Origin of the sequence: Nesterenkonia sp. NBAIMH1 (assembly GCF_007922635.1) — a bacterium.
GTDB classification, from domain to species: Bacteria; Actinomycetota; Actinomycetes; order Actinomycetales; family Micrococcaceae; genus Nesterenkonia; species Nesterenkonia pannonica.
Genome location: NZ_CP042335.1, coordinates 498,633 through 522,603 on the forward strand (window position 1 = coordinate 498,633; position 23,971 = coordinate 522,603).

Genomic DNA, 23,971 nt, shown 5'->3' on the forward strand with positions numbered 1-23,971 from the left:
CTAGGAGTCCTCTCCGCCCTGTCCGCGCCAGCGGATTCCTGCTTCGATGAAGCCTTCGAGTTCGCCGTTGAGCACTTTGTCGGCGTTTCCGGTTTCGTGGCCGGTTCGGAGGTCCTTCACCATTTGGTAGGGGTGCAGCACGTAGGAGCGGATCTGGTCACCCCAGGACGCTTTGATGTCGCCGGCGAGCTCTTTCTTCTCGGCTGCCTCTTCTGCCTTTTTGAGGAGGAGCAGGCGGGATTCGAGCACGCGCATGGCGGCTGCGCGGTTCTGGATCTGCGACTTTTCGTTCTGCATGGAGACCACGGTGCCGGTGGGCAGGTAGGTGATGCGTACGGCGGAGTCGGTGGTGTTGACTGACTGCCCGCCGGGGCCTGAGGACCGGTAGACGTCGATCTTGAGGTCATTCTCATCGATGTCGATGGAGTCGGTGCCTTCGAGCAGGGGGATGACTTCCACGGCGGCGAAGCTGGTCTGCCGTCGACCTTGGTTGTCGAAGGGGCTGATGCGCACGAGCCGGTGGGTGCCGGCTTCCACGGAGAGGGTGCCGAAGGCGTAGGGCGCCTTGATTTCGAAGGTGGCGGACTTCAGTCCGGCTTCTTCGGCGTAGGAGGTGTCCAAGACTTTGACGTCCCATTCTCGCGTCTCGGCCCAGCGGGTGTACATCCGCAGCAGCATTTCGGCGAAGTCTGCCGCGTCCACTCCCCCGGCGCCGGAACGGATGGTGACGACGGCGTCGCGCTCGTCGTACTCACCGGACATGAGGGTGACGACTTCGAGGGATTCGAGGGCTTTCCGGATGCCTGCGAGTTCGTTGACGGCTTCCGCGCGGGTGTCTTCGTCAGCTTCTTCGGCGGCCATCTGCGCCATGATCTCGACGTCTTCGATGCGTCCGCCGAGTCTGTCGACGCGGTCAAGGTGAGCCTGTTTGTGGCTCAGCTGGGAGTTGACTCGCTGGGCGTTCTCCTGGTTGTCCCACAGGTTGGGGTCCGCTGCCTGCTGCTCGAGGTCTGCGACCTCAGCGCGCAGCGCCTCGAGGTCGATGACCTCGGTGATGCGGCGCAGGGTGTCGCGCAGGTCGGCCAGCTCGGCGGGAAAGTCTGTCTCTGCCATAACGTCACCACACTACCGGGCGGACGGGCCTTAGACGTGACACCAAGCCGCTGACCCTCAAGCCAGTTGGATTCATAAAGGTTGTTCACCTGCACGGTCGTTGAGAGACTATATACTCGCAAGGTGAGGTTCATGCGGTTAAGCGAGGTGTATTGATGACGTTCCCGGCAGCTGCAGCCGACTCAAATCGGCTGCGTCTCGACCATGCCTTAATGTCATTAACCTCAAGGAGAACCGACCGTGGACATTCCACGCATCTATTCCATTCGCGAGAGCAATCACCGTATCCATAATCCCTTCACACCCGCCAAGTTCGCCGCCCTGGGTCAAGCCATTCAGCTCGAACCAGGCATCCGGGTACTCGACTTGGCCAGCGGTTCCGGGGAAATGCTGTGCACGTGGGCACGTGACCATGGTGTTACCGGCACTGGGGTAGACATGAGCAGCGTGTTTACCCGAGACGCCCTCACCCGCGCCGCCAAACTCGGCGTGAGTGACCAGGTCACCTTCCTCCATAGCGATGCCGCCGGGTTCGTCTCTGAGGAGCCTGTTGACGTGGCCGCTTGTATCGGTGCGACCTGGATCGGAGACGGCGTCGCCGGCACTATTGAACTGCTGAAGAGGAGCCTGCGCCCCGGCGGATTGATCTTGATCGGTGAACCCTACTGGCGCCAGCGCGTGCCGGATCAGCAAACCGCTATGGGCAGCGGCGCTACTCGCACAGAAGATTTCCTGGTGTTGCCAGAGCTGATGGAACAGTTCGGGGATCTGGGCTATGACGTCGTGGAAATGGTGCTTGCAAGTCAGGACAGCTGGGACCGCTATCAGGCCGCGCAGTGGCTGAACATGCGACAGTGGCTCGACAGCAATCCCGAAGATGAGTTGGCAGCTCAGGTACGTGCCGAGCTGACCAGTGAGCCGGCTCGCTACGCGCGGTATCAGCGTGAGTATCTCGGCTGGGGAGTCTTCGCTCTGATGCAGCGCTAGAACTCGCACAGAGCGGGCCGGGGTTGAAGCAAGGCACCTTCGGTCCCGGCCCGCCCTCCACCTGTCCAATCCCACCCCTGAACCCTTACCCCAGGATCAAAGGCTTGCCCTTGGGACTGAGCCCATATTCACGGGCCTAGCAAAGGCTTGGGCAGGCGTCGGCATACTGCGGCGGTCATCTTCAGGCGCCCGTAGAGGCCCCCAACGGTGAGGATGCCGCCGATCGACTCGTCGGCATAACTGGCGGCGCGCAGCTGATCGACGAACTCGCAGATCAGGGGGGTCGGGGGCGATTTTGTGCCTGCGAAGAGAATCGGGGCCTTTCGCATGATCTCCCTGGTTTCCTCCCATCTGCGGTTCTCTGCTCTAAACGCCCGGATCTCTTCGGGCGCCCGGCTGACCTTTCCGTGGCGGGTACCGTGGTCGATCTCCTGCTGAGCGATCCACCGGCGCAGCTCCTCGATCGGGCTATCAACTCTGGAGCGGTACGCCCGGCCTGCTATCGCGTACGCAGATTTGGCCAAGGCAATCAGATCAGCCTCATCCCAGACGCCAGGTGATGCCAAAGGGTGTCCGGCCGCAACCTAGAAAAGTAGAGATATAGAGCAAAGTCGCCCAGCACCAGCCGCGAGTGAGCGGAGCCCAGGGCACCAATCTTCCCCTCAGCCGCGTCCACCGCTCGGAGGCCGACGCCTTCGGCGCGACCGTTCCGCTGACGGCCAGATCCATACCTGGGCGCCATGCCCCAGAACCCTCAGCGGCCACGCGTCATACATCGCCCCCTCTAGAACTCGCAACCGGGTGAGCATGCAGTCAAGCGAGTGTTCAGCCGTTCACAGGTAATTCCGCAGAAAATACACACACGAAAAACGAATGTGCGGCCGCCGCGCCTCATCGGCCCACCTCGATGCGCGCGTGGGACTCCTGAACGATTTCCACGCGGGCTGGAAGAATCCGGTGCACGAGCGGCAGCTGTGCGTGGGCTCCAAGACGCAGGTGCGCCGTCTGTCCGTCAGCGCCCGACCACGCCGCCACAACCGTGAGCCCGTCGTGGCGGCTGTGCGCCCCTGCAGCCTCAAATGCTCCTCCGCACTGCTTCTGATCTGCTGGCTGGACAGGCTCGGTGCTGAGCCGGGAGCGACGGCGTGCTGCTCCACGGCAGCGGACACGGCCCCGTCCGCAGCGGCCAACAGGTGGCGTGCCTGCAGGTTGACGGCCGTTGCACCGAGCACCACGGCGCAGACCATGAGCAGCAGGGCGAAGAATCCTAGGGTCAGGATGCTGATCTGACCCTCATCATGCGGACGCGCGAGGCTCATCCGGGCTCCTTGAGCACGTGTGCGGCCGACGAGGAGACGGTCATCATCTGAGAGTGTCTGCCGAGGAATTCGGGTGCGGCGGGAAGCGGCACCGCAATGTCAACTGTGTAGTGCACCACGGCCCCGGGCTCACAGGATGCGGAGCAGCTGCGTCGAAGGTCGGCGGCCTCTGGGGAGAGCCCGAAGTCCCGCAGCACGGCGCCTGCCGCTTCCGCGGCCAGGGCCTGGTCTCCTGCCGCAGCGTAGACCCTGGCCGCCTGATCAGCGGCTGCCGTCGCTGCATACGCAGAGGCCTGCAGCGACGCCGCGGCTGTGATCAGCCACACCACTGGGAGCAGCAGCAGAAGAGCCAGTGCTATGAACTCGATGAGGGCCGAGCCCTCATCCGCGTTCGACTGCGCGGTCGAGCGGCGATCAGGGCTCAATGATGCGGGCACTGGCGACCACCTCCCATTCCTCAGCATCGACAGCCCAGCTGATGAGAGGGACCTCGACGGCCACGCGCACCCGCAGAATCTCTCCCTGAGGCGTGAGCAGGGACTCTGACGTCACCCCGTGGACGAACTGTGATGCCACAGACGAACCCAGGAGGTCACGGGCTCGTTCGGCTCCGTCCTCGGGCGTTCTGTCTGCGAGGGCTCCGAAGCGCGCTCCAGTGCTGGCCGCGTCGATCATGGTGTTGCGCACATGGAGGGCCAGTCCCAGGTGGACTACGGCCAGCACCACGATGACGACGAGTGAAGCCATCATGGTGAACTCGACCGGGGCGGATCCCTCCTCGTCGCGCAGGCGGACTGATGCTTGCATCGAGAGTCAGGGGCGGACTTGGCTGATCGCGTTTTCGAAGAGCTCGCCCAGGAGGGGCTGCGCCAGGGCGAGCAGGCCGGCTACGAGCATCGCTGACATCGCCGCGATCATCACCCAGCCGGGAATGTCGCCTCGCTCGTCCCGATACAGGTCCTCGGCCAGTGCTCTTGGTGCGGCGTTGGTGCTCATCATCTTTCTCCGTTCGTTGCTGTTGGGCTGTGATCTTGTGCGGTGAGTGTCTGGGAGCAGGCAGGCTCAGAAGGAAAGCAGGGCCGCCCCTGGGAAGACGGCGAAGAGGACGGTGAGGGGCATGATGCCGAAGACCACGGGGGCCAGCATTCCGATCTCTTTGCGTCCGGCGGACTCCAGCAGCTCTCTCTTGGACAGCTCCTGCACGTCAGCTGCCTGTGCACGCATGACGTCGGCCAGGGGCGTGCCTCGTTCGACGGCCACGAGTATCCCGTCGATGAAGCGTTTGAGGGGCGGCAGATCCAGCCGACGGCTCAGCTCTCGGCACGCATGGGGGAAGCTCGCTCCGGATCGCGTGTGATGGAGCATTCGTGTGAACTCTGCGGCCAGTTCGCCTCGGCTCAGCTTCACCACTCGTTCGAAGGCCGCGGGCGCCGATTCGCCAGCCCCTACGGAGAGCGCCATCATCTCTGCGATGGTGGGAAACTCCCGGAGCATGGCGGCCTTTCGGCGCTTGATGCGGCTGACCAGCATGTGGTCGCGCAGCGCGACGCCCGTGACTGCCCCGCCGGCCACGAGCAGCACGCTCAGCAGCCCGTCGAAGGCCCCGGATAGGGCCAGGAACGCGGCGGCCGCCATCGCGGCTGCCCCTGCGCTGCCGGCCGCCGCCACCTGCTGCAGCCGATACTGACTGACGGTGGTGTTCGAGGCCGCCTGGTCAAGCCGTTGGGTCAGCTGCTTCGTGCCGATGCTGAAGCGCTCCAGCTGAGCTGTCGCGACGCTCAGCAGAGGTGTGAAGATGCTCGCCGCGCCCCGCAGGGCCGAGAGCTCCCCACGGCTTGCTGGACCGGGGTGTGCACTGCGCAGATACGGCGCAACGCGGTCGACCAGCTGCGGCTGATTCATCGCCGGACTTCCTGCCAAGATGAGCATGAGGCCTGCGCTGAGCGCGAGGCCCGCTCCGACGGCCATGAGGAGGGGCACTGTCATGCCAGAACTCTCTTCTCCTGCGGCAGGGCCCCGAGACGCAGCATGAGCCGGTAGCAGACGACGGATACAGCCAGACCGGACAGCAGGACAGCGGTGCCCGCAGCCCCTGCATAGGCTTCGGCGGCCGACGGCTGTGTGGAGAGCAGCAGGACGACAGCCCACGGCGCAGCTGCAGCCAGCCGAGCACCATTGACGGTCCACGATTGCCGCGCTTCCAGCTCGTTGCGCGTCCTGGCTTGGTCGCGGAGGAATTCGCTCAGCGTGCTGAGCACACGCCCCAGGTCGTTTCCTCCCACTTCTCTGGTGATCTGCAGTGCGGCGACGATTCTGTCGGCAACGGGGTCGGCAAGCCGACCCTTGAGGCGCAGGAGCGCAGTCTGCAGCGTCTGCCCAGCTCGCCAATCGCGGCCGAACTCCTCGAAGTGCGGTCGCAGAGGATCCGGCCCCTCGGAGGCCAGTCGCATCAGGGATTCCGGCAGGCTGAGCCCTGACCGCACTCCGGCTCTGATGTGGTCCACGGCATCCGGCCAGAGGTCGAGAAGCTGGGCCCGACGTCGGGCTGCCTGCCATCGGAGGGCAGCCCAGGGAACGGCCGCGGCGAACAGGGCGAAGCAGCCCGCCAGCGGAAGAGCTGCGGTGATGCCCGCTACCAGAAGGAAGACCGCGAGCGCCCCAGCGAATGCGGCGACAACGACCGCAGCGGGCTGAATCCGGGAGTGCCCCGCCTCGTCGAGCAGCCGTCGTAGAGGACCCGCCCGGCGAGGTCGTGCACCGGTGCGCGGCGGACGAACCCAGAATGAGCAGAGAATGAGAACAAGGCCGGCTGCCAGCGCAGCTCCGAGCAGCGGCGCGAGCATCACCGGTGCGCCTCTCTCAGGAGCTGGGCGGCTGCCTTGGGCAGCCGGGGGTGGTCGAACAGCGCCGTTCTGCTGGGGCGAAGATCGTCACCGTCATGCAGAAACAGGCTGCACGTCTCGATCGTGTCTCCTTCGAGGCGGCCGGAGACACCCAGAATCTCCTCAACGTGCCGACGACCCGAACTCGTGCGCGCGCAGTGGACGACGAGGTCGATGCAGGAGGCGACGGTCGGCACGATGAAGCTTGAGGAGATGTTCTCTCCAGCCAGCATGGGCAGAGTGCAGATCTTGGTGAGCGCATCCTGCGCAGAGTTTGCGTGGACGGTGGCGGCCCCCGGCAGGCCGCTGTTGAGGGCTATGAGCATGTCGAGGCTCTCCGCCTCCCTCACCTCTCCTACGATGAGGCGATCCGGGCGCATGCGCAGCGCCTCCTTGACGAGTCGGCGCAGCGGTATCTCACCAGTGCCTTCAAGGCTGGACTGGCGGCACTGCAGCCCCACCACATCTCGCTGAGGTATCTGCAGCTCGAAGATCTCCTCGACGCTCACGATGCGCTCCCGCGGCCCGGCCGCAGCGCTGAGGCAGTTGAGCATCGTCGTCTTGCCGGCCTGAGTCGCGCCGGATACGAGGACATTCATCCCGGCCCCTACTGCGAGGCTGAGGAACTCGGCTGCCTTCGGGCTCAGCGAGCCGTACGCGACCAGGTCCTCCAGACTGGCGGCTCGCGAGATGAACTTGCGAATATTGACCGCCCAGTGGCGTCGCGTGATGTCCGGGATGACCACGTGCAGCCGCGATCCGTCTGGAAGGGCAGCATCCACAAAGGGAGACGAGACATCCAGGCGGCGGCCGCTCGTCTTCAGCATCCGTTCCACCAGATCACGCATCCTGGTGTCCGACAGGGTGACGGAGGTCAGCTCCGATCGACCGCCGCGGCTGCAGAAGATCTCATGGGGCCCATTGGCCCAGATCTCTTCCACCTCCGGGTCGTCCAGGAGCGGCTGGAGCTCGCCGAATCCTGCCACGCTGTCGTAGATCTCCGCCGCGATGTGCTCGCCGGAGTGGAGAACCGGCAGAGGAGCGAGAAGAGATCTGCGCTCATAGTCAGCGACTGAGCTCTCCACCAGCCGACGCACTTCGGCCGGATCCGAAGACGGATCTATCCCTCGTGCGCGAATGATGTCGCGCACTTCCGACTCGACAATGCCAGCAGCATCCATAGATTCCCCCCACAGGGCACACTTCTGCCCCAGCAGAAAGTGCGCACTGAAATTCGTTCCGTCCATCCCATTCGGCGCCGGGCTGCCCGTTACAGAGTCCGACGCTGGGAATACAGTAGCCCATTCTGCAGGACGCCGAAGCGGCTATGTGGAGAACTTCGCTGCCGACGCCGCAGGGAGCCAGTTCTCCACAGGGCCGCAGCGCGCGCAGTCCGTTCTTGTCACGCCACCCCTAGTCTTCCTGCCCATGAGCCTCACTCTGATCCTGGTGCGAACGCCGGATGCGCTCAGCCCTGAGGAATGGGGCTCTCTGCACAGCCGCGCCCCGGGCACTTCGCCTGAAGAGGTGCTGCTGCAGGTAGATGCAGCGGGAAGCGGGACCGACACTTCGGGCACGGAGCTCGCCGGAGCTCTGCGCAGCCTGCCGGAGCTCCATGCGTGCGCACTCTCGTGTGCTGGGCGCAGGCTCGAGGATCTCGAAGCGGGAAGCATCCACATTCATCCGGGCATGGTGGTGGTTGCGGGCGATGTCCCCGCGGTTCTCCGCGGGGCGCGCGGGGAGTTGGCGCTCTGCGTAGACACCGGTCCGGATGCGGGCCGGATCCTGCCCCTCAGGCGAGGCCGATACACCGTCGGAAGAGGGCAGAGCAGTGTGCGGGTTGCTGACCTTGCGGTCTCGAGGCACGAGGGGATCCTGGACGTCGGGAGGACTTCCGTGCGCTACCTCACGGATGAGGGCGAGAGCACCCTCAGCACGCACGACACGCTGAGTCTGGGGGCGAGCTCGCTGCGGCTGGTGCGTACCGCGCCCGAACCGTCGGGACGCACCACGTGGCCTCCCGCCCCGGGGCGCACGGAGGAGAGACCGCCGGAGGGGAAGCACAGAATGCTTCTTGCCATGGCGTGCATCCCCCTGGTGATCGGGATCGTGATGGTGGCGGTGACCGGGATGTGGTTCTTCCTGCTGTTCTCTGCGGCAAGTGCGCTCGTGGCCGGGGTCGTCGTGCTGCATGCCGGGCGCCGCGGACGCAGGTTCCGCGCTGCAGTGCGGAACTCGGCGGAGGATTGGGGGCGCCGCACTGAGCGTGTCCCTTCGCCCGGCAGGCTTGCTGAGCTCCTTGCCGAGGAGCCGGAGCTCCACACGGTTCAAGCAGGCGGGGTGCACGACGTGCCGACCGGACGAGCAGCTCTCACGTCAGATGTGTGTCCAGCAGTCCGAATAGGCATGGGCAGGATGCACGCCCTCGTCGATTTCGATTCGCCCAGCACAGAGGCCCCTCAGGTCCTGCTTGAGACGCAGGGCATAGCGGCGGTGCCCCTGACTCCGGGCGAGGTGACGACATTGGTCGGCGAGCGGCGCGACACGGAGCGGTGCATGCGCTGGCTTCTGCTTCAGCTGCTGCTCAGCTTTCACCGCGTCCCCATTGCTGTTGCGCAGGACGCGTTCTCCGCTCTGCCGGAGGAGACCGGCCGGGCCAGGGGCGTGACGCTGCTCCGCAGCCACGAGGGCTTCAACCTGGACCGCAATGGACCGCCGGGCATCCTCTTCGCTGACGGTATGGACCCCGAACACCTGGAGTCGGCTCTGAGAGCGGACTGGCACGTCATCATGCGCAGGCCGTCAGGCACAGCACCCCCGGGGCTACAGGCAGATCTGAACACCCGCACCATCCTCCGCCAGGAGAATGAGCAGACCACGAAAGAGGTATGGAACCTCGAGTTCGACGGCATGGCGCCCGAGACCCTGCAGACGCTGCTGCGCCGAGCCCTCCCCCACTCGTGGGCAGGAGGCGCAGGCGCGGGCGAGCTGCCCGAGACGTGCAGGACCAAGCTCCCACCTGACCTGTTCGCCGAGAGCGCGCAGGAGCACCTGGTGGCCGAGCTGGGCCAGGGTCGCAGCGGACCGTCGACGCTGGACCTCGTAGGAGACGGACCGCACCTGCTCATCGGGGGCACGACCGGGTCAGGAAAGTCTGAGCTGGTCAAGACGCTCATGCTCAGTCTCGCGTGCCGCTATGGACCCGAGGAGCTGAACTGCATCCTCTTTGACTTCAAAGGCGGCGCCACCTTTCACCAGCTCAACCAGCTGGAGCACTCACTGGGGCTGGTCACCGACCTGTCGCAGGCTCAGGCAGAACGGACCCTAGAGTCGATCCGGAGCGAGCTGATTCGTCGGGAGAAGCTGTTCCTGGATGCCGACGCAGGAGACTACGGCGAGTATCGGAGTCTGTGCCCAGAGCCGCCCCTGGCCCGGATCGTGGTGGTGATCGATGAGTTCCGGATCTTCGCGCACGAACTTCCGGAGACGATGGACGAGCTGATGCGGATCGCAACACTCGGCAGGTCACTGGGGCTTCACCTGATTCTCTCCACTCAGCGTCCGCAGGGGGTCGTGACAGCCGATATTCGGGCGAACATCGGCACGACCATGGCCCTCAGGGTTCGGACCGATGACGAGTCGCGCGAACTCATCGGCACTCCGGACGCGGCAGCCATTCCGTCCTCCCTGCCGGGAAGGGCCGTCCTGCGGCGCGGCGGTGCGACTGCTGAGCTCTTCCAGACGGCCCAGGTGAGCCCGCCCGACGAGAGAATGCGGGCCGCACCGGCCTCCCAGCCTTCGCCGGCGCAGAGCCGAGGAACCCCCGTCCGCAGCATCGTGTCGCACCTGACATCGCAGCTCGCCGCTCAGGGCCGGAGACGTCAGCACAGCCCTCTGCTGCCCCCGTTGCAGTGCGTTCTCGCGGCAGAAGACGGCGGGTCCGCCGCGCAGCTCGGCCTGGTCGACCTTCCTCTGCAGCAGCGGCAGCAGCCTTTGGTGCTTGACCCGCACGAGGCGCAGACATTCGGCATCACCGGTGAGCCCGACGCGGGCGGGGGTCGAGCCCTGGCTGCGGCCGCTCGTCAGCTGGCCCATCACCCCGCCGGACCGGAGCTGCACCTGGTGGACGGCGACGGCTCTCTGGCTGATCTGGCGGGCAACCCATCCGTCGCCTCCTACACGACACCGGAGACCATGCCGGAGACGGAACGCCTGATCCATGAGCTGCGTGGACTGATGAGCACACTGCGGCTGGAAAGCGATCCCAACGGGCCCCCACTGGTACTGATCATCAGCGGATACCGCCAGCTGCACCCTCTCCTCCAGTCAACCGGAGCGGAGCACGAGCTTCTCACCCTGGCCGGCGAGGGTCCTGCTGCGGGACTGTCAGTGCTGGTGTCGGGCGGACGCGAACTCGTCATGGGGAAGCTGGGGGCACGCCTTTCCACGATGGTCTATCTGCCGTTCGGAGCCAGTGAGGATACGCGCTACCTCTGGCCCAAACTGCGCAGCGTCGACCCGCGGCCGGGAAGGGGTCGTCATCGACCCGATCACTCCGTCACCAGGCGTGGAGATTCAGCTCGTCAACAACGTCTCCGACATTCCCGACGCGTCACCACCGCGTCGTGAGCCCCGGGTGAGGATCAGACCGCTGCCCGACAGGATCGGCCTCGACGAGGTGGGGAACCCTGAGGCGGCTGAGGACCCACTCACCATCGGTATCGAGCAGTTCACCCTGCTTCCTGCCCATATCGAGTTGGGTGCGGTGAACCTCGTCATCGGATCGGCTGGGACTGGAAAGTCCTCCGCCCTTCGCCTGCTCGCAGCTCTGGCCCCTGGCGCGACACATCTCCAGGGCGGAGCTCTATGGGAGCTCCCGGAGGAGGTGGACATAGGCACCCTGGTGGTCGACGATGCTGACCGGTGCACACCGGAGCAGCATGCGCTGCTGCAGCAGGCCGCCGCAGCGGGCACCCGCATCATCGCCTCAGCTCTTCCCAGCCCGGCGGTGTTCAGCAGGCTGCCGTGGGCGCACACGGCCAGAGCGCAGGGCGCCAACCTTCTCCTCAGCCCCGTCCACCGCTCCGAAGCCGACGCGTTCGCCATGAGCGTCCCGCTGCTGGCCAGACCCATACCTGGGCGCGCCGTCCATCTCCGCCCCCAGGGACCACGCGTCATACAACTGGCCCACCTCAAGAACTCGCAGACGCAGTGAGCATGTGGTCCAAGCAATTGTTCAGGGATTCACAGGTGCCTCTGCAGAAACGCCGCGTAGGAATTGTGCCCATGGACATCAGGAACACAACCTTCGGCATTCTGTCTGCCGCCGCAGCCACCACCCTGGTTCTGGCCGCCTGCGCCCCCGATGAGGAGAACCCCGGCCCGGGCGAAGAGCAGGACGCAGACAGCAACGGCGAAGCGGAGTTCGAAGAGACAGAGACCACCGACGACGACGGAACGATGGACGACGCTGAGGACGCCGACGCGGACACAGACGGTGCCGCCAATGAGGCCAACGGAAACGGCGAGGAGCAGAGCGACGGTGACGCCCCGCCTACCAGGCGGCGGAAGCCATCGCCGAGGAGTACCCCGCCGCCGTCGTCAGCCAGTTCGAGGTGGAGCAGGACGAAATCGAAGTGGACCTCCTGGACCCCCAGGCGAACACTGAGCTCGAGCTCGAGATGGACCCAGAGACCTACGAGGTGACCAACGAAGAGCAGGACGACCTCGATTCCGACGACCTGCAGAAGGCTGAGGCCGTCGAGATCGACTTCGTCGACGCACTTCGCACCGCAGAGGACGAAGGCGGAGCCGAACCTGAGGACGCCGAACTGGACGACCACAACGACACCATTGTCTGGGAGATCGAACTGGTCGACGGCACCGAGGTCTACGTCGATGTCACCAGCGGAGACGTCGTCGAAACTGACAGCTGACCCGTCAGCCGCCTGCGTGCGGGCCTGCCCCTCCTCCCCCGGCAGGCCCACACTCGACCATGCCGATATACTGGACGGTCCGTAGGATTCGCACGAATGAGGAGAGCCCGTGAGCGCCGAGAGCCGTCCCGAGCAGGAGCGCGGCCGCAGCCTCACCGGCTACTCGCCCAAAGCCAAAGCATGGCGGTCATTCTTCGAAGCCTCGGCCCTCATGACCCAGCACATCGAGAAGCGCCTGCACGCGGCCACGGGCCTCAGACTCACTGACTACAACCTGCTGCTCACACTCACCGAAGCGCCCAACCAGTCGCTGCGCATGGGCGAGCTGGCCGAACAGATGATCTTCTCCCCCTCACGGCTCTCCTACCAGGTGAAGGTCCTGTGCGAGAAGGGACTCGTCGAGCGGTCCAACAGCTCCGAGGACAAGCGGGGCATGACAGCCCGACTCACCCCGGCAGGTCACGAGGCATTCGACGCCGCCTCCAAATTCCACGCCCAGCACATCCGGGAGCTCTTCCACCCCGCACTGGACGACCCCGAGGCCGATCAGCTCCACCTGATCGCCGAGAAGCTCAAAGCGCACCTCGACATCGCCTGAGGACAGGACTCACTCAGTCTCGGCCGCCACGACTTCCACCGAATCCGCACGGCGCCGCAGCACAGCCGCCTCCTCGAGCCCCGCTGACACCGCCGCAAGGGCGAGCCGCCTGCCGACATCGTCGGTTCCGGCCTCCACCACCACACCGATGCGCAGCTCCGGCCCCAGCCCTCCACCGAGCACCCGCGTCCCATCAGCAGCGAACGAGACGACGCCCGGACCCGGCTGGATCAGAAGCTGAACCACCCCAGGCGCTCCGTCGGCCAGCTCCTGCAGCTCAGCCGCGAGCTCCGGATCCTCATAGGCAGGACGCCACACCTCCCCGCTCGCCACCGCTTCCACCGCAGGGCGACGGACCACGAAGGTCAGGGCAGGCGCCTCGCCCACAGCCGGATCTGCGGGCCCGGGATCCAGAACCACCAGCTCCGCGCCCTCGGCCAGTGCCGCCAGGAACACACGCTCGGTCTCCGCAGCGACCGGCCGCGCCTCAGGGTGCCACGCCGTGAGCGCCTGAACCGACGTGAACACCGGCATGGCCGCGCGCCCGTCGGAGGCCGTGAGCGTCACCAGGGAGATGTCCGCCTCCTTGTCGCCATGCTCCGCGTCACCGTGACCGGTCGCGATGACCGGGGCGAAGAGCCGCTGGCCTGCCAGGGCACGGACGAAGCCGGCCTCATCAGCGGCACCGGCGATCAGCGCCTCGCGCGCCTCCGCGACGGTGGGCGCGGTGAGACCGTCGTCTCCGTCGAACATGTGCAGCGGGTTGTCCTCGCCGGAGAGGTCCCGCCCCTCCCACGGGACGCCGGCAGAATCGGCGGGGCGCCCATCCGCGCTGCGACGCCGGCTGTCCAGAAGATTGGCAATGTGCGCCGGCAGCTCCTTCGACTCTGCACGCTCAGCCATACGAACGATCAGGCGCTGCTGCGGGCGGTCTCGAGCGCCTCCGGCAGCGTAAAGCGGCCCGCGTACAGGGCCTTGCCCATGATCGCGCCCTCCACACCGGTGGAGACGAGCTTGGCCAGGGCGGCGATGTCCTCAAGGGAGGAGATCCCCCCGGAGGCCACGACGGGCTTCTCCGTGCGGCGGCAGACCTCGGCGAGCAGGTCGGTGTTCGGGCCGCGCAGCGTGCCGTCCTTGGTCACGTCGGTGACCACGTAGCGCGGGCAGCCTGCGTCCTCCAGGCGCTGGAGCACCTCCCACAGGTTGCCGCCCTCCTGAGTCCATCCGCGGGCGGCGAGCGTCTCGCCGCGTACATCCAGTCCCACGGCGATCGCGTCGCCGTGCCTCTCAATGACGCGCGCGGTCCATTCGGGGTCCTCCAGCGCCGCGGTGCCGAGGTTCACCCGTGCTGCGCCGAACTCCAGTGCGCGCTCCAGCGACTCATCGTCACGTATGCCGCCGGACAGCTCGATCCGGACATCCATCTGCTCGACGACGCGCTTGAGCACATCGCGGTTGTGCCCTCGCCCGAAGGCAGCGTCGAGGTCCACGAGGTGGATCCACTCGGCCCCCTCCTGCTGCCACTTCATCGCCGCCTCCAGCGGGTCCCCGTAGCTGGTGGCGGAACCGGCCTCGCCCTGCACGAGGCGAACAGCGTGGCCGCCCTCCACATCAACAGCAGGCAGAAGCTCGAGGGGTGCAGGCATCGGAACTCACTTTCATCGTCTGGACAGGTCTGTGCGCCGACGGCCGTGTGGGCGGCCGCTGGTTCAGTTTTTCAGGGAGCGGACCCAGTTGCGGAGCAGCTTCTGCCCGGCTTCCCCGGACTTCTCGGGGTGGAACTGGGTGGCGGAGAGCGGACCGTTCTCCACGGCGGCGACGAAGTCGGCACCGTGGTGCGCCCACGTGACTGCGGGCGCGCGCATCTGCGGGATGGACTGGTCGAAGTCCCACTTCTGGACCGCGTAGGAATGCACGAAATAGAACCGTTCGTCCTCGATGCCTTCGAAGAGGACGCTGCCCTCAGGAGGGGTGACGGTGTTCCATCCCATGTGCGGGACCACCACGTCCTCGGGCAGGGCGGTCACCTCGCCGGGCCACTCCCCCAGCCCCTCTGCCGCGATGCCGTGCTCGACGCCGCGCTCGAAGAGGACCTGGTGGCCCACGCAGATGCCCAGCACGGGCCGGCCTCCTGCGATGCGCTGCCCGATCCAGCGGGGGGCCTCGGTGGCGTTGAGAGCGTCCATGACCGCAGCGAATGCGCCCACGCCCGGTACGACGAGGCCGTCGGCACTGAGCAGCTTCTGGCGGTCCTGGGTCAGCTCCACGTCTGCGCCGGCGCTCTCGAGCGCGCGGACGGCCGAGTGGACGTTGCCGGAGCCGTAGTCGAGGACGGCGACGGTGGGCCTGTCGCTCACAGGGCTCCCTTGGTGGAGGGGACCTCGTCTGTGCGCGGGTCCGACTCCACGGCCTCCCGCAGAGCGCGCGCGAAAGCTTTGAACTGCGCCTCCACGATGTGGTGCGGGTCCCGACCGCCGAGCAGCTGCATGTGCAGGCAGATTCCTGAGTGGTAGGTGATGGCCTCGAAGACGTGGCGCGTCATCGACCCGGTGAAGTGACCGCCGATGAGGTGGTACTGCTGGCCCTCCGGTTCGCCGGAGTGCACCAGGTAGGGCCTCCCCGATACGTCGACCACCGCCTGCGCAAGGGCCTCGTCCAGGGGGACCATGGCATTGCCGAACCTGCGGATCCCACGCTTGTCCCCGAGCGCAGTCCGGAGGACCTCGCCGAGAACGATGGCGGTGTCCTCCACGGTGTGGTGCACGTCGATGTGCGTGTCCCCCTGCGCCTGGATGTCCAGGTCGATCAGTGAGTGACGGCTCAGCGCGGTGAGCATGTGGTCATAGAAGGGCACACTCGTCGAGATGTTGGAGGTTCCGGTTCCGTCCAGATCCATCCGCACCTGCACCTGCGATTCGCTGGTGGTGCGCTCCATACGGGCAACACGGCCCTCAATCAGTTCAGCTCCCATAGGCTTCCCAGTCTACCGGCCGACGAAGGTGCGCAGTGAGTCGAGGAACAGGGTCGTCTCCTCCTCAGTTCCGGCGGTGACACGCAGGTGGCCGGGGATTCCCACATCACGGATCAGCACCTCGTCGGCCAGCAGGTGCTTCCACGCTGCCTTCTCATCGGTGAGGCCCCCGAAGAGCACGAAGTTCGCGTCCGAGGGACTGGGGTCCAGCCCCATCGCACGCAGCTCCTCCATGATGCGGTCCCGCTGGACTTTGATCTTCTCCACGTTGGCCATGAGGCTCTCGGCGTGGTCGAGTGCGGCGGACGCTGCAGCCTGGGTGTAGACCGACAGGTGGTACGGCAGACGCACCAGCCTCAGCGCGTCGGTCACCTCTGGGGCTGCGGCCAGGTATCCCAACCGGCCCCCAGCCATGGCGAATGCTTTGGACATGGTGCGGGTCACGACCAGCAGCGGCCGGCCCTCCAGCAGCTCCACCGCAGAGGGGACGCCCGGCTGCCGGAACTCTCCGTAGGCCTCATCGACGATCAGCAGCGTGTTGGACTCCGCGGCCGCCTCGTAGGCGGCGCGCACTACGTCCAGCTCCAGCGCGGTGCCGGTGGGATTGTTCGGCGAAGTGAGGATGACGACGTGCGGGCGGCTGCGGCGAATCTGGTCGGCCACATCGTCCGCGGACTGCGTGTAGTCCGCGTTCCGCGTTCCTGCGATGTAGTCGCTGTAGGTCCCTCTCGCGTAGAGGGGGTACATCGAGTACGTGGGAGGGAATGCCATCACCGACCGCCCCGGCCCGGCGAAGGCCTGGAGGAGGTGCTGCATCACCTCATTGGACCCGTTGGCGGCCCAGATGTTCTCCGCCGATAGGTCCCCGCCCGGAAGGTCGCGGCTGAGGAAGTCGGCGAGCTTCCGCCTGAGCTCAGTGAACTCGCGATCCGGGTACCGGTTCATCTGCGAAGCGGCTGCATGGACCTGCTTCGTAATCGCTTCCACCACATCCGCCGGCACTTCGTGGGTGGTCTCGTTGACGTTGAGCATCGCACGCACCGTCAGCTGGGGCGCACCATACGGCTCCTGCCCGTGGAGCTCCTCGCGGATCGGCAGAGCGGCCAGGCGGTCAGCGCGTTCGTTCGAAGTCTGAGCGTTAGTCACCGTTCCATCCTACGATCGCTCGGACTCACCGAACTCAACGCGCGTCACTCGGTCGGCAGATACAGGCTCTGGCCCGCCTCGACCTGCGAGGAGCTCAGACCATTGATCTCAGCGATTCGAGCGATCGTCTCCTGCACCGGCGCCTCGCTCTCGGCCTCGTGGGCCAGGTCCCACAGAGTGTCCCCCGGGGCGACCGTCACCTCAACCGCCTCGACTCCCGAGACGTGCTCCGATGATGCCTGCGCCTGATTCATCAGGCCGGTGATGCCGAAGATCAGGATAGCCGCCACGGCCACTGAGGCAAGCAGGGACGGCAGGCCGAGCAGGACGAGCCTGCCACGGCGGGTCAGGTGGATTCCTGAGCTCTGCGGTGCGGTGCTGGTGGTCATGACGTCCTCCTTGTGTGAGCTCGAACAGCTATTCGAACATCTGTTCTATTCTTAGCACATATCTTCGAACGCCTCCACCTTTACTCGAACACAATGATGGAAACTGTGTCCGAACTGTCGTAGGCTTCGAACCAACATTCGAAGACGAGCACCATTCAACGGCGGGGGTATGACATGGAGAACGACGCAGCTGCGCTGACGGAGCGTCAGCGACGAATCGTCGAGATCATTCAGCAGGCGCTGGCCGAACGCAGCTATCCCCCCTCCATGCGTGAGATCGGCGACGCCTGCGGCCTGGCTTCGCTCTCCTCAGTGACGCATCAGCTGGGCCGGCTTCAGCAGCTCGGGTACATTCGGCGCGATCCGGGGCGACCGCGTGCCATGGAGGTCCTCCGCGACTCCTCCGGCCGGGTCCTTGCCGAGCCCATGGGCGCAGAGACGCCCCATGCCGAGAGCTCCTCCTCAGGGGCGGGGACTCCTGAGGTGCGGGACGAGCCTGCCGGCGTGGTGGACCTCAACGCGTACCGCCAGCAGGCGGACTCACGCATCTCCGAGGTGCCGCTCGTGGGCCAGATCGCCGCCGGAGGCCCCATCGTCGCCGAGCAGAACGTCGAAGACGTCATGGCTCTGCCGCGTCAGCTCACCGGAGAGGGCGAGCTGTTCATGCTTCAGGTTCGCGGAGACTCCATGATCGAGGCAGGCATCTTCGAGGACGACTGGGTGGTCGTCAGGCAGCAGGCCGCGGCGGAGAACGGCGACATCGTGGCAGCGCTGCTGGACGAGGAAGCAACGGTCAAGACGCTCAAGCGGCGCGACGGCCACCAGTGGCTGCTCCCGCAGAACCGGCACTACGAGCCGATCCTGGGCGATGAGGCCACCATCATGGGCAAAGTGGTGACCGTGCTCCGCAGCCTCTGAGGGCTACGCCTCGGCGAGGCGCCGGAGGGCGCCTCTGGCCACGTCGCTGTCCGTCGTGGCCCAGAAGTCCGGCATCGACTTCTTCAGGTAGGACCCGTACTGCTTGGTCGCCAGCCGGGAGTCGAGTACGGCGAGCACGCCGCGATCCTCGGAGGTCCGGATGAGACGTCCCGCACCCTGTGCCATCCGGACTGCTGCGTGCGCGGCGGAGACCGCCATGAAGCCGTTGCCACCTGCGCGTCCCACCTCCTGGGTGCGCGCATTCATCAGCGGATCGTCCGGCCGAGGGAACGGGATCCGGTCGATCGCCACAAGCCGGCATGACCGTCCCGGAACATCGACGCCCTGCCACAGGGACATCGTGCCGAACAGGCACGTCTCCTCATCCTCAGCGAACTCCCGGACCAGCGCAGACATGGTCGCGTCGCCCTGACAGAGAATCGGCACGTCCAGCGTCTCCCGCAGCTGCTCGGCCGCCTCCTCCGCGGCCCGGCGCGAGGAGAACAGAGCAAGCGTCGCGCCTTTCGAGGCTTCGATGAGCTTCCCTAGCTCCTCCCGCTGGGCGTCCTGAGTCTTCAGAGACGGGGGCGGCAGGTGCTTGGCCACATAGAGCATTCCTTGGGACGGATAGTCGAAGGGGCTCCCCACATCGACGCCGTCCCATCGGGGCGCGCGAGGGCCTGAGAGCCCCAGCTGGCCGGCGACCGCGTCGAAGCTGTCCCCCACCGTCAGCGTGGCCGAGGTCAGCACCACCGTGCGCGAGCCGAACAGCCCTTCGCGCAGCCGTCCCGCCACGGAAGTGGGCGCCACATAGATCAGCGGCGGCTCCGAGGGATCGGCCTGCGTGTACCCCTGACCCGGAGTGAAGGTTCCAGGCCGGCTGAGCCATACGACGTCAGGGGTCTCGTCGGCCTCGACGATGCGGTTGGCCACATCGTAGACGGCCTGCAGGCGAGCACGTGCGGTGGTTCGGCCCGCATCCGCCTCGCCTCCGGTGCCGTCGCCCGAGGGCTTGGAGTCTGACAGTGCGGTTCGGGCAGCGTCGCGTGCGGCCTGCACCGCCGAGAGCTGCCGTTCGTTCAGTCCCGTCGGCTTCCCATTCGTCTTATGGAGCAGCCCGTCTTCGATGCCGGCGAAGGCGGCCTCCAGAGCGTTGGCGGCCTCCTGCAGGGGCTCGACGCGGATTGCCGTATGCCGACGGGCGGAGGATGCCGCAGCCTGGAGCATGCCAGCCGACAGGTGGACCGTGACCGCCGACGTCACCCGTTCTGCCAGCTCGTGGCCCTCATCGATGATCACCGCGTCGTGGTCCGGGAGCACCTCAAGGCCCTCGAAGGCATCGATGGCGAGCATCGCATGGTTCGTGACGACGATGTCGGCGTCGACCGCCTGGGCCCGCGCCTCCTCGGCGAAGCACTCCTCGACCATGGGGCACTTTCTGCCCAGACAGTCCACCGCGTTGACCGAGACCTGACGCCAGGCCTGATCGGTGACGCCCTCGGGCAGGTCGTCCCGGTCGCCGGTCTCGGTCCGTTCAGCCCATTCACGCAGCATCACGACCTGCTTGCCGAGCTTCGAGGTCGGCTCGTAGGCGGTGACTCCCCCGGAGGGCTCCGCCGCCACGGAGAAGAGGGCCTCCGCGTCGTCATCATCCTCCGGGAAGCCGCCGGCGAGCTTCTGCTTGCACAGGTAGTTCGCGCGGCCCTTGACCAGAGCCACGTTGACCGGCCTCTCAAGCTCCGGCTCGAGGCTCTCCAGGAGTCGCGGGAGGTCGCGGCCCATGATCTGGGCCTGCAGAGCCAGCGTGGCCGTGGAGACCAGCACCGGCTTCTCCGCGGCGGTCGCGTGGGCGACGGCGGGCACCAGGTAGGCCAATGACTTGCCCGTGCCCGTGCCGGCCTGGACCAGCAGGTGCCGGCCTCGGTCCAGGGCACCAGCGACCCGGCGCGCCATCTCCTCCTGACCCTCACGGCGGGTGCCGCCGAAGGCCTCCACAGCGGTTCCGAGAAGCTGCTGAGCCTTCTTCCCGGCAGCAGGCGCGTCAGCGGTCGCCGAGGTCATGCGGGGCGGTCCTGCACCCGGTACTGCTGCAGCTCTGCCGCCAGCGGGCCGCGCACCCTGACCTTCAGGCGCGTGCCCTCCTCCTCGTACTCGGTGTGCAGGATCTCCGCGTCCGCCGCGTGAAGCCGGGACACGACGTCGCCGGCGGAGTACGGCACGAGCAGATCCATATCGATGTTGGGCCGAGGGATGGAGTCGGCAATCCGCTGCTTCAGCTCCTCGATACCCAGGCCTGTGTGGGCGGAGACCACCGCAACATGGGGCTCGCGGCGCCTGATCCGGTCGATGACGTGGTCCTCGGCGGCATCAGCCTTGTTCAGCACAATGATCTCGTCGACCTCGTGCGCGTCCACGTCGGCGAGCACCTGCCGCACCGCGGCGATCTGCCCCTCAGGCTCAGGGTGCGAAGCGTCCACCACGTGGAGGATGAGGTCTGCCTCGGCGACCTCTTCGAGCGTGGACCGGAAGGCCTCGACCAGCTGAGTGGGCAGCTGACGGACGAAGCCCACGGTGTCCGAGAGCGTGTATCCGATGCCGTCCGGGGTGACCGCCTTGCGGGTGGTGGGGTCCAGTGTGGCGAACAGAGCGTTCTCCACCAGGACTCCCGCGTCGGTGAGGCGGTTGAGCAGACTGGACTTGCCCGCGTTGGTGTAGCCGGCGATGGCCACGGACGGGACCGCGTTGCGCCGACGATTGGCCCGCTTGGCCTCACGCGCGGGCTTCATGCCCGCGATCTCGCGGCGCAGCTTCGCCATGCGCTGATTGATGCGACGCCTGTCCAGCTCGATCTTGGTCTCACCGGGGCCGCGGGAGCCCATGCCGGCACCGCCGGCCGCCTGACCGCCGGCCTGACGGGACATGGAGTCGCCCCAGCCGCGCAGGCGCGGCAGCAGGTACTCCAACTGGGCCAGCTCCACCTGAGCCTTGCCCTCCCGGGACTTGGCGTGCTGGGCGAAGATGTCCAGGATGAGGCCGGTGCGGTCGATCACCTTGACCTTGACGATGTCCTCAAGCCCGCGGCGCTGAGACGGGGCCAGCTCGGAGTCCACCACGACGGTGTCCGCGCCGAGCTCCGCGACAGCGATCCGCATCTCCTCGGCCTTGCCCGACCCGAAGAACGTTCCGGGGTCTGGGGTGGCGCGCCGCTGCAGGAAGCCGTCGAGCACCGTCGAGCCGGCCGTCTCAGCCAGCGCTGCGAGCTCCCGGAGCGAATATTCCGCCTCGGCGGTGCTGCTGCCGGTGTAGAGGCCGGCGAGCACCACGCGCTCAAGGCGCAGCTGCCGGTACTCGACCTCGGTGACGTCTTCGAGCTCCGTGGAGAGGCCCTCCACGCGTCTGAGGCTGCGGCGCTCGACCAGGTCGAACTGGTCGCCGTCGTGCTCGGTGTGCTCGCCGAGGTCCGCGAGCTCCCGGGCCCGGCCCTGAAGGACGGAGCGGCGTGCGGAGGCACGGTTCGCGTCAGCGGTCTCCGCATCATCCTCAGCCTGGGTGAAGGTGCTGGCCTCGGTGCTGCGGGCGGTGTCGTCGGCGGCGAGGATGCGGGCGATCGTCTCGTCGATGGACGCGTCTGAGGGGTGATTGTTCTGTTCAGTCATGAATGTCCTTGGGAAGTGTTCTGGGCGTGAGGCTCAACCGCAGCCGGCGGAAGCAGGGCGGGAGCAGGTTCTTGCGAGGTGCAGTTCAGCCGCGGAGGCGGACGAAGCACGTACGGGCCCAGATCTTCATACGTACTACCCTAGCAACTCGTGAGCACCGCGCACTATTTCTCGTCAGATCCTGAAGGGCCCTTCGAGCGCAGGAGAATCAGCGCTGCGCTCAACGGCGCAGAGGTGGCGGTGTCCACCTCCGGGGGCATCTTCTCCCCCGACGGCCTCGACAAGGGCACTGCCGTGCTCCTCAAGCACGTGCCGGACCCGTCCCCGGAGGGCGAGCTTCTGGACATCGGCTGCGGATGGGGGCCCATCGCCCTGACCATGGCTCAGCGCTCCCCCGACGCCCGAGTGTGGGCGGTGGACATCAACGCCCGCTCTCGGACCCTCTGCGCCGAGAACGCGGCCTCGTTGGGCCTGAGCAACGTCATCGCAGCGGCTCCGGAGGAGGTGCCGACGGACCTGCGGTTCAGCACCATATGGTCCAACCCGCCGATCCGGGTGGGCAAGGCTGCGCTGCACGACATCCTGCTGAGCTGGCTGCCGCGCCTCGATGCCGACGCAGAGGCGTGGCTTGTGGTCCAGAAGAACCTGGGCGCCGACTCGCTGCAGAAATGGCTGGCCGCCTCACTGCCGGCCGAGCATTCCGTCGACAGGCCCGAGACTGACAAGGGCTTCCGCCTGCTGAGGGTTCGTCGGTGAGCACGCTCGAAGACCTCCGCCGGCTGCCCACGGCCGACCTGGAGGAGGCGGTCGTGTTCTCCGAGTGGAGGCGCCTGAGGCACACCTCCGCCCGCTCGCTGGAACGGACCGCCGAGCTCATGGCCGCCCTGGGACACCGACCGTCTGAGCTGCGGTTCCCCGTGCTGGGGGTCGTCGGCTCCAAGGGCAAAGGAACCGCGGCCGCCTACGCCTCAGCCGCGCTGACCGGCCTGGGGCGACGCGTGGGGACGGTGATGAGCCCGGGGGTGCTCAGCAACGCCGATCGGATCCGCATCGACGGGCGCATGGTGGATGAGCAGACGCGACGGGCAGCGCTGATCCGCATCGAGGAGGCGCGCCGTCGACTGCCCGCGGCCGACCCGGACACCGGCTATCTCGCGCCGACCGGTCTGTTTCTGCTCATGGGGCTGCTGATCTTTGACGAGCTGGCTGTCGATGCTGCGGTGGCCGAGGCCGGCATCGGCGGCGCATCCGATGACCTGAGCCATTGGCCGCTGGAGGCTGTGGTGCTCACCCAGATATTCGGCGAGCACCTCGACATTCTGGGGCCCACCGTGAGTGATGTGGCCAAAGATAAGGCCGCAGTCATGGGAGCCCGCACCCGCTTCTGCGTCAGCCTCGCCGACGAGCATCCGGCCGTTCCCGCGCGGGCTCGGGCCACGGGCACGGTGCTGCTGCAGCCCACCCCTGAGGCCTTCGAGCTGGTGCGGCATATGCCGGAGGGGTTCCAGCGGAGCAATGCGGCCGCCGGCGTCACCGCGGCTCTGCGGATGGCCGGAGGCGCTCACGCCCCTTCGGAGACGGCCGAGGCGCTGCGGACGGTGAACTATCCCGGGAGGCTCTCCGTGCATGAGGCCCCGCAGGGCCGATGCGTGGTGGACTCGGCGGTGTCCGGCCCAGGGCTGGAGGCAGCACTGCGGTTCGCCGAGGACCAGATGGGCGGCATTGACCAGGTGCTGGTGTGCCTGCCCCCCGGCAAGGACATCGAGGGCTTCATCGACGCACTGGGCGAATTCCGGGGGGCACGACGCTTCGTCGAGCTGCCGGGCGCGTACACCGGCACTCCCCGCGGCAGGTGTGGCCCTGGGAGTGGGTCACGCTGCATGACCTGGGGCCGGACGTCCATGAGGCTCCCGGGTCCGGGCAGCTGCAGGAGCTGCTGCGCGGACGCCGCACCCTGGCAGCAGGCACGGTCCTGTTCACCGCACTGACGCTGCGAACGCTGCACGCAGATGCTGCCGCACTGTTCGTTGCTCCGGGGCCGGAGCGCTAGCCGCTG

General features: G+C 66.9%; 25 protein-coding genes. 8 read left to right on the forward strand and 17 right to left on the reverse strand.

Annotation, left to right across the window (positions count from 1 at the left end):
• Positions 1 to 1,113: a peptide chain release factor 2 gene (gene prfB / locus FS388_RS02330; RefSeq protein WP_146339316.1), complete on the reverse strand. Its 1,113-nt coding sequence runs from the start codon at positions 1,111 to 1,113 to the stop codon at positions 1 to 3.
• A 240-nt stretch (positions 1,114 to 1,353) separates the two neighbouring features.
• Here prfB and FS388_RS02335 point away from each other — a divergent pair, with 240 nt between their 5' ends.
• Complete coding sequence (locus FS388_RS02335) at positions 1,354 to 2,100, forward strand: cyclopropane-fatty-acyl-phospholipid synthase family protein (protein ID WP_146339318.1); 747 nt, start codon at positions 1,354 to 1,356, stop codon at positions 2,098 to 2,100.
• A 128-nt stretch (positions 2,101 to 2,228) separates the two neighbouring features.
• Here FS388_RS02335 and FS388_RS02340 read toward each other — a convergent pair whose 3' ends face one another.
• The 8 genes from FS388_RS02340 to FS388_RS02370 all read right to left on the reverse strand — a co-directional run bounded on the left by FS388_RS02340 (position 2,229) and on the right by FS388_RS02370 (position 7,482).
• Entirely contained in the window at positions 2,229 to 2,429 is a 201-nt protein-coding gene (locus FS388_RS02340) for a hypothetical protein (RefSeq protein WP_146339320.1), read from the reverse strand.
• Between the two features lie 504 nt (positions 2,430 to 2,933).
• Positions 2,934 to 3,419, reverse strand: coding sequence for a pilus assembly protein TadG-related protein (locus tag FS388_RS13115; RefSeq protein ID WP_210410221.1), 486 nt, complete (start codon positions 3,417 to 3,419; stop codon positions 2,934 to 2,936).
• On the reverse strand, positions 3,416 to 3,856 hold the full coding sequence (locus tag FS388_RS02345; protein ID WP_146339322.1) for a hypothetical protein: 441 nt from the start codon (positions 3,854 to 3,856) through the stop codon (positions 3,416 to 3,418). The genes FS388_RS13115 and FS388_RS02345 overlap by 4 nt, the downstream gene beginning before the upstream one ends.
• Positions 3,834 to 4,226 (reverse strand): TadE/TadG family type IV pilus assembly protein, encoded by a 393-nt coding sequence (locus tag FS388_RS02350; protein ID WP_146339324.1) that lies wholly within the window; start codon positions 4,224 to 4,226, stop codon positions 3,834 to 3,836. Before FS388_RS02350 ends, FS388_RS02345 begins: the two co-directional genes overlap by 23 nt.
• Positions 4,227 to 4,232: 6 nt before the next feature.
• The gene (locus tag FS388_RS02355; protein ID WP_146339326.1) at positions 4,233 to 4,418 is read right to left on the reverse strand and encodes a hypothetical protein; all 186 of its coding nucleotides are present in this window, start codon (positions 4,416 to 4,418) and stop codon (positions 4,233 to 4,235) included.
• Between the two features lie 63 nt (positions 4,419 to 4,481).
• Positions 4,482 to 5,405 (reverse strand): type II secretion system F family protein, encoded by a 924-nt coding sequence (locus FS388_RS02360; protein WP_146339328.1) that lies wholly within the window; start codon positions 5,403 to 5,405, stop codon positions 4,482 to 4,484.
• A complete protein-coding gene (locus tag FS388_RS02365; RefSeq protein WP_146339330.1) occupies positions 5,402 to 6,262 on the reverse strand; it encodes a type II secretion system F family protein in 861 nt (286 codons plus the stop codon). Before FS388_RS02365 ends, FS388_RS02360 begins: the two co-directional genes overlap by 4 nt.
• On the reverse strand, positions 6,262 to 7,482 hold the full coding sequence (locus FS388_RS02370; RefSeq protein ID WP_146339332.1) for a CpaF family protein: 1,221 nt from the start codon (positions 7,480 to 7,482) through the stop codon (positions 6,262 to 6,264). Before FS388_RS02370 ends, FS388_RS02365 begins: the two co-directional genes overlap by 1 nt.
• 247 nt (positions 7,483 to 7,729) lie before the next feature.
• On the opposite strand from FS388_RS02370, the gene FS388_RS02375 reads away from it, so the two are divergent.
• The 4 genes from FS388_RS02375 (at position 7,730) to FS388_RS02390 (ending at position 12,835) form a co-directional block, all read left to right on the forward strand.
• Positions 7,730 to 10,930 (forward strand): FtsK/SpoIIIE domain-containing protein, encoded by a 3,201-nt coding sequence (locus tag FS388_RS02375; RefSeq protein ID WP_168198566.1) that lies wholly within the window; start codon positions 7,730 to 7,732, stop codon positions 10,928 to 10,930.
• A 7-nt stretch (positions 10,931 to 10,937) separates the two neighbouring features.
• On the forward strand, positions 10,938 to 11,516 hold the full coding sequence (locus FS388_RS02380; RefSeq protein ID WP_146339336.1) for a hypothetical protein: 579 nt from the start codon (positions 10,938 to 10,940) through the stop codon (positions 11,514 to 11,516).
• 400 nt (positions 11,517 to 11,916) lie between these two features.
• A complete protein-coding gene (locus tag FS388_RS02385) occupies positions 11,917 to 12,237 on the forward strand; it encodes a PepSY domain-containing protein (protein ID WP_146339338.1) in 321 nt (106 codons plus the stop codon).
• Between the two features lie 109 nt (positions 12,238 to 12,346).
• Positions 12,347 to 12,835 (forward strand): MarR family winged helix-turn-helix transcriptional regulator, encoded by a 489-nt coding sequence (locus FS388_RS02390; RefSeq protein ID WP_146339340.1) that lies wholly within the window; start codon positions 12,347 to 12,349, stop codon positions 12,833 to 12,835.
• Positions 12,836 to 12,844: 9 nt separating this feature from the next.
• On the opposite strand, the gene FS388_RS02395 is transcribed toward FS388_RS02390, so the two are convergent.
• The 6 genes from FS388_RS02395 to FS388_RS02420 form a co-directional block, all read right to left on the reverse strand.
• Positions 12,845 to 13,738 (reverse strand): SseB family protein, encoded by an 894-nt coding sequence (locus FS388_RS02395; protein ID WP_146339342.1) that lies wholly within the window; start codon positions 13,736 to 13,738, stop codon positions 12,845 to 12,847.
• An 8-nt stretch (positions 13,739 to 13,746) separates the two neighbouring features.
• Positions 13,747 to 14,481, reverse strand: coding sequence for a bifunctional 1-(5-phosphoribosyl)-5-((5-phosphoribosylamino)methylideneamino)imidazole-4-carboxamide isomerase/phosphoribosylanthranilate isomerase PriA (priA, locus tag FS388_RS02400; protein WP_146339344.1), 735 nt, complete (start codon positions 14,479 to 14,481; stop codon positions 13,747 to 13,749).
• A gap of 63 nt (positions 14,482 to 14,544) precedes the next feature.
• Complete coding sequence (gene hisH / locus FS388_RS02405) at positions 14,545 to 15,192, reverse strand: imidazole glycerol phosphate synthase subunit HisH (protein WP_146339346.1); 648 nt, start codon at positions 15,190 to 15,192, stop codon at positions 14,545 to 14,547.
• Positions 15,189 to 15,806, reverse strand: a complete 618-nt coding sequence (gene hisB / locus FS388_RS02410; protein ID WP_146339348.1) for an imidazoleglycerol-phosphate dehydratase HisB — start codon at positions 15,804 to 15,806, stop codon at positions 15,189 to 15,191. The genes hisH and hisB overlap by 4 nt, the downstream gene beginning before the upstream one ends.
• A gap of 12 nt (positions 15,807 to 15,818) precedes the next feature.
• The gene (locus tag FS388_RS02415) at positions 15,819 to 16,952 is read right to left on the reverse strand and encodes a histidinol-phosphate transaminase (protein ID WP_146339350.1); all 1,134 of its coding nucleotides are present in this window, start codon (positions 16,950 to 16,952) and stop codon (positions 15,819 to 15,821) included.
• A gap of 44 nt (positions 16,953 to 16,996) precedes the next feature.
• On the reverse strand, positions 16,997 to 17,341 hold the full coding sequence (locus FS388_RS02420) for a LysM peptidoglycan-binding domain-containing protein (protein WP_146339352.1): 345 nt from the start codon (positions 17,339 to 17,341) through the stop codon (positions 16,997 to 16,999).
• Positions 17,342 to 17,515: 174 nt separating this feature from the next.
• On the opposite strand from FS388_RS02420, the gene lexA reads away from it, so the two are divergent.
• Positions 17,516 to 18,259 (forward strand): transcriptional repressor LexA, encoded by a 744-nt coding sequence (lexA, locus tag FS388_RS02425; protein ID WP_146339354.1) that lies wholly within the window; start codon positions 17,516 to 17,518, stop codon positions 18,257 to 18,259.
• Positions 18,260 to 18,262: 3 nt separating this feature from the next.
• Here lexA and FS388_RS02430 read toward each other — a convergent pair whose 3' ends face one another.
• Positions 18,263 to 20,320 carry an ATP-dependent DNA helicase gene (locus FS388_RS02430; protein ID WP_146339356.1) on the reverse strand — a complete coding sequence of 686 codons (2,058 nt, stop codon included), beginning with the start codon at positions 20,318 to 20,320 and terminating at the stop codon, positions 18,263 to 18,265.
• Positions 20,317 to 21,915: a GTPase HflX gene (gene hflX, locus FS388_RS02435; protein ID WP_146339358.1), complete on the reverse strand. Its 1,599-nt coding sequence runs from the start codon at positions 21,913 to 21,915 to the stop codon at positions 20,317 to 20,319. The genes FS388_RS02430 and hflX overlap by 4 nt, the downstream gene beginning before the upstream one ends.
• Positions 21,916 to 22,065: 150 nt before the next feature.
• Here hflX and FS388_RS02440 point away from each other — a divergent pair, with 150 nt between their 5' ends.
• Together FS388_RS02440 and FS388_RS02445 are read left to right on the forward strand one after the other, a co-directional pair.
• Positions 22,066 to 22,671: a class I SAM-dependent methyltransferase gene (locus FS388_RS02440; protein WP_146339360.1), complete on the forward strand. Its 606-nt coding sequence runs from the start codon at positions 22,066 to 22,068 to the stop codon at positions 22,669 to 22,671.
• Positions 22,668 to 23,903 carry a hypothetical protein gene (locus FS388_RS02445; RefSeq protein WP_146339362.1) on the forward strand — a complete coding sequence of 412 codons (1,236 nt, stop codon included), beginning with the start codon at positions 22,668 to 22,670 and terminating at the stop codon, positions 23,901 to 23,903. Before FS388_RS02440 ends, FS388_RS02445 begins: the two co-directional genes overlap by 4 nt.
• Positions 23,904 to 23,971 lie beyond the last annotated feature (68 nt).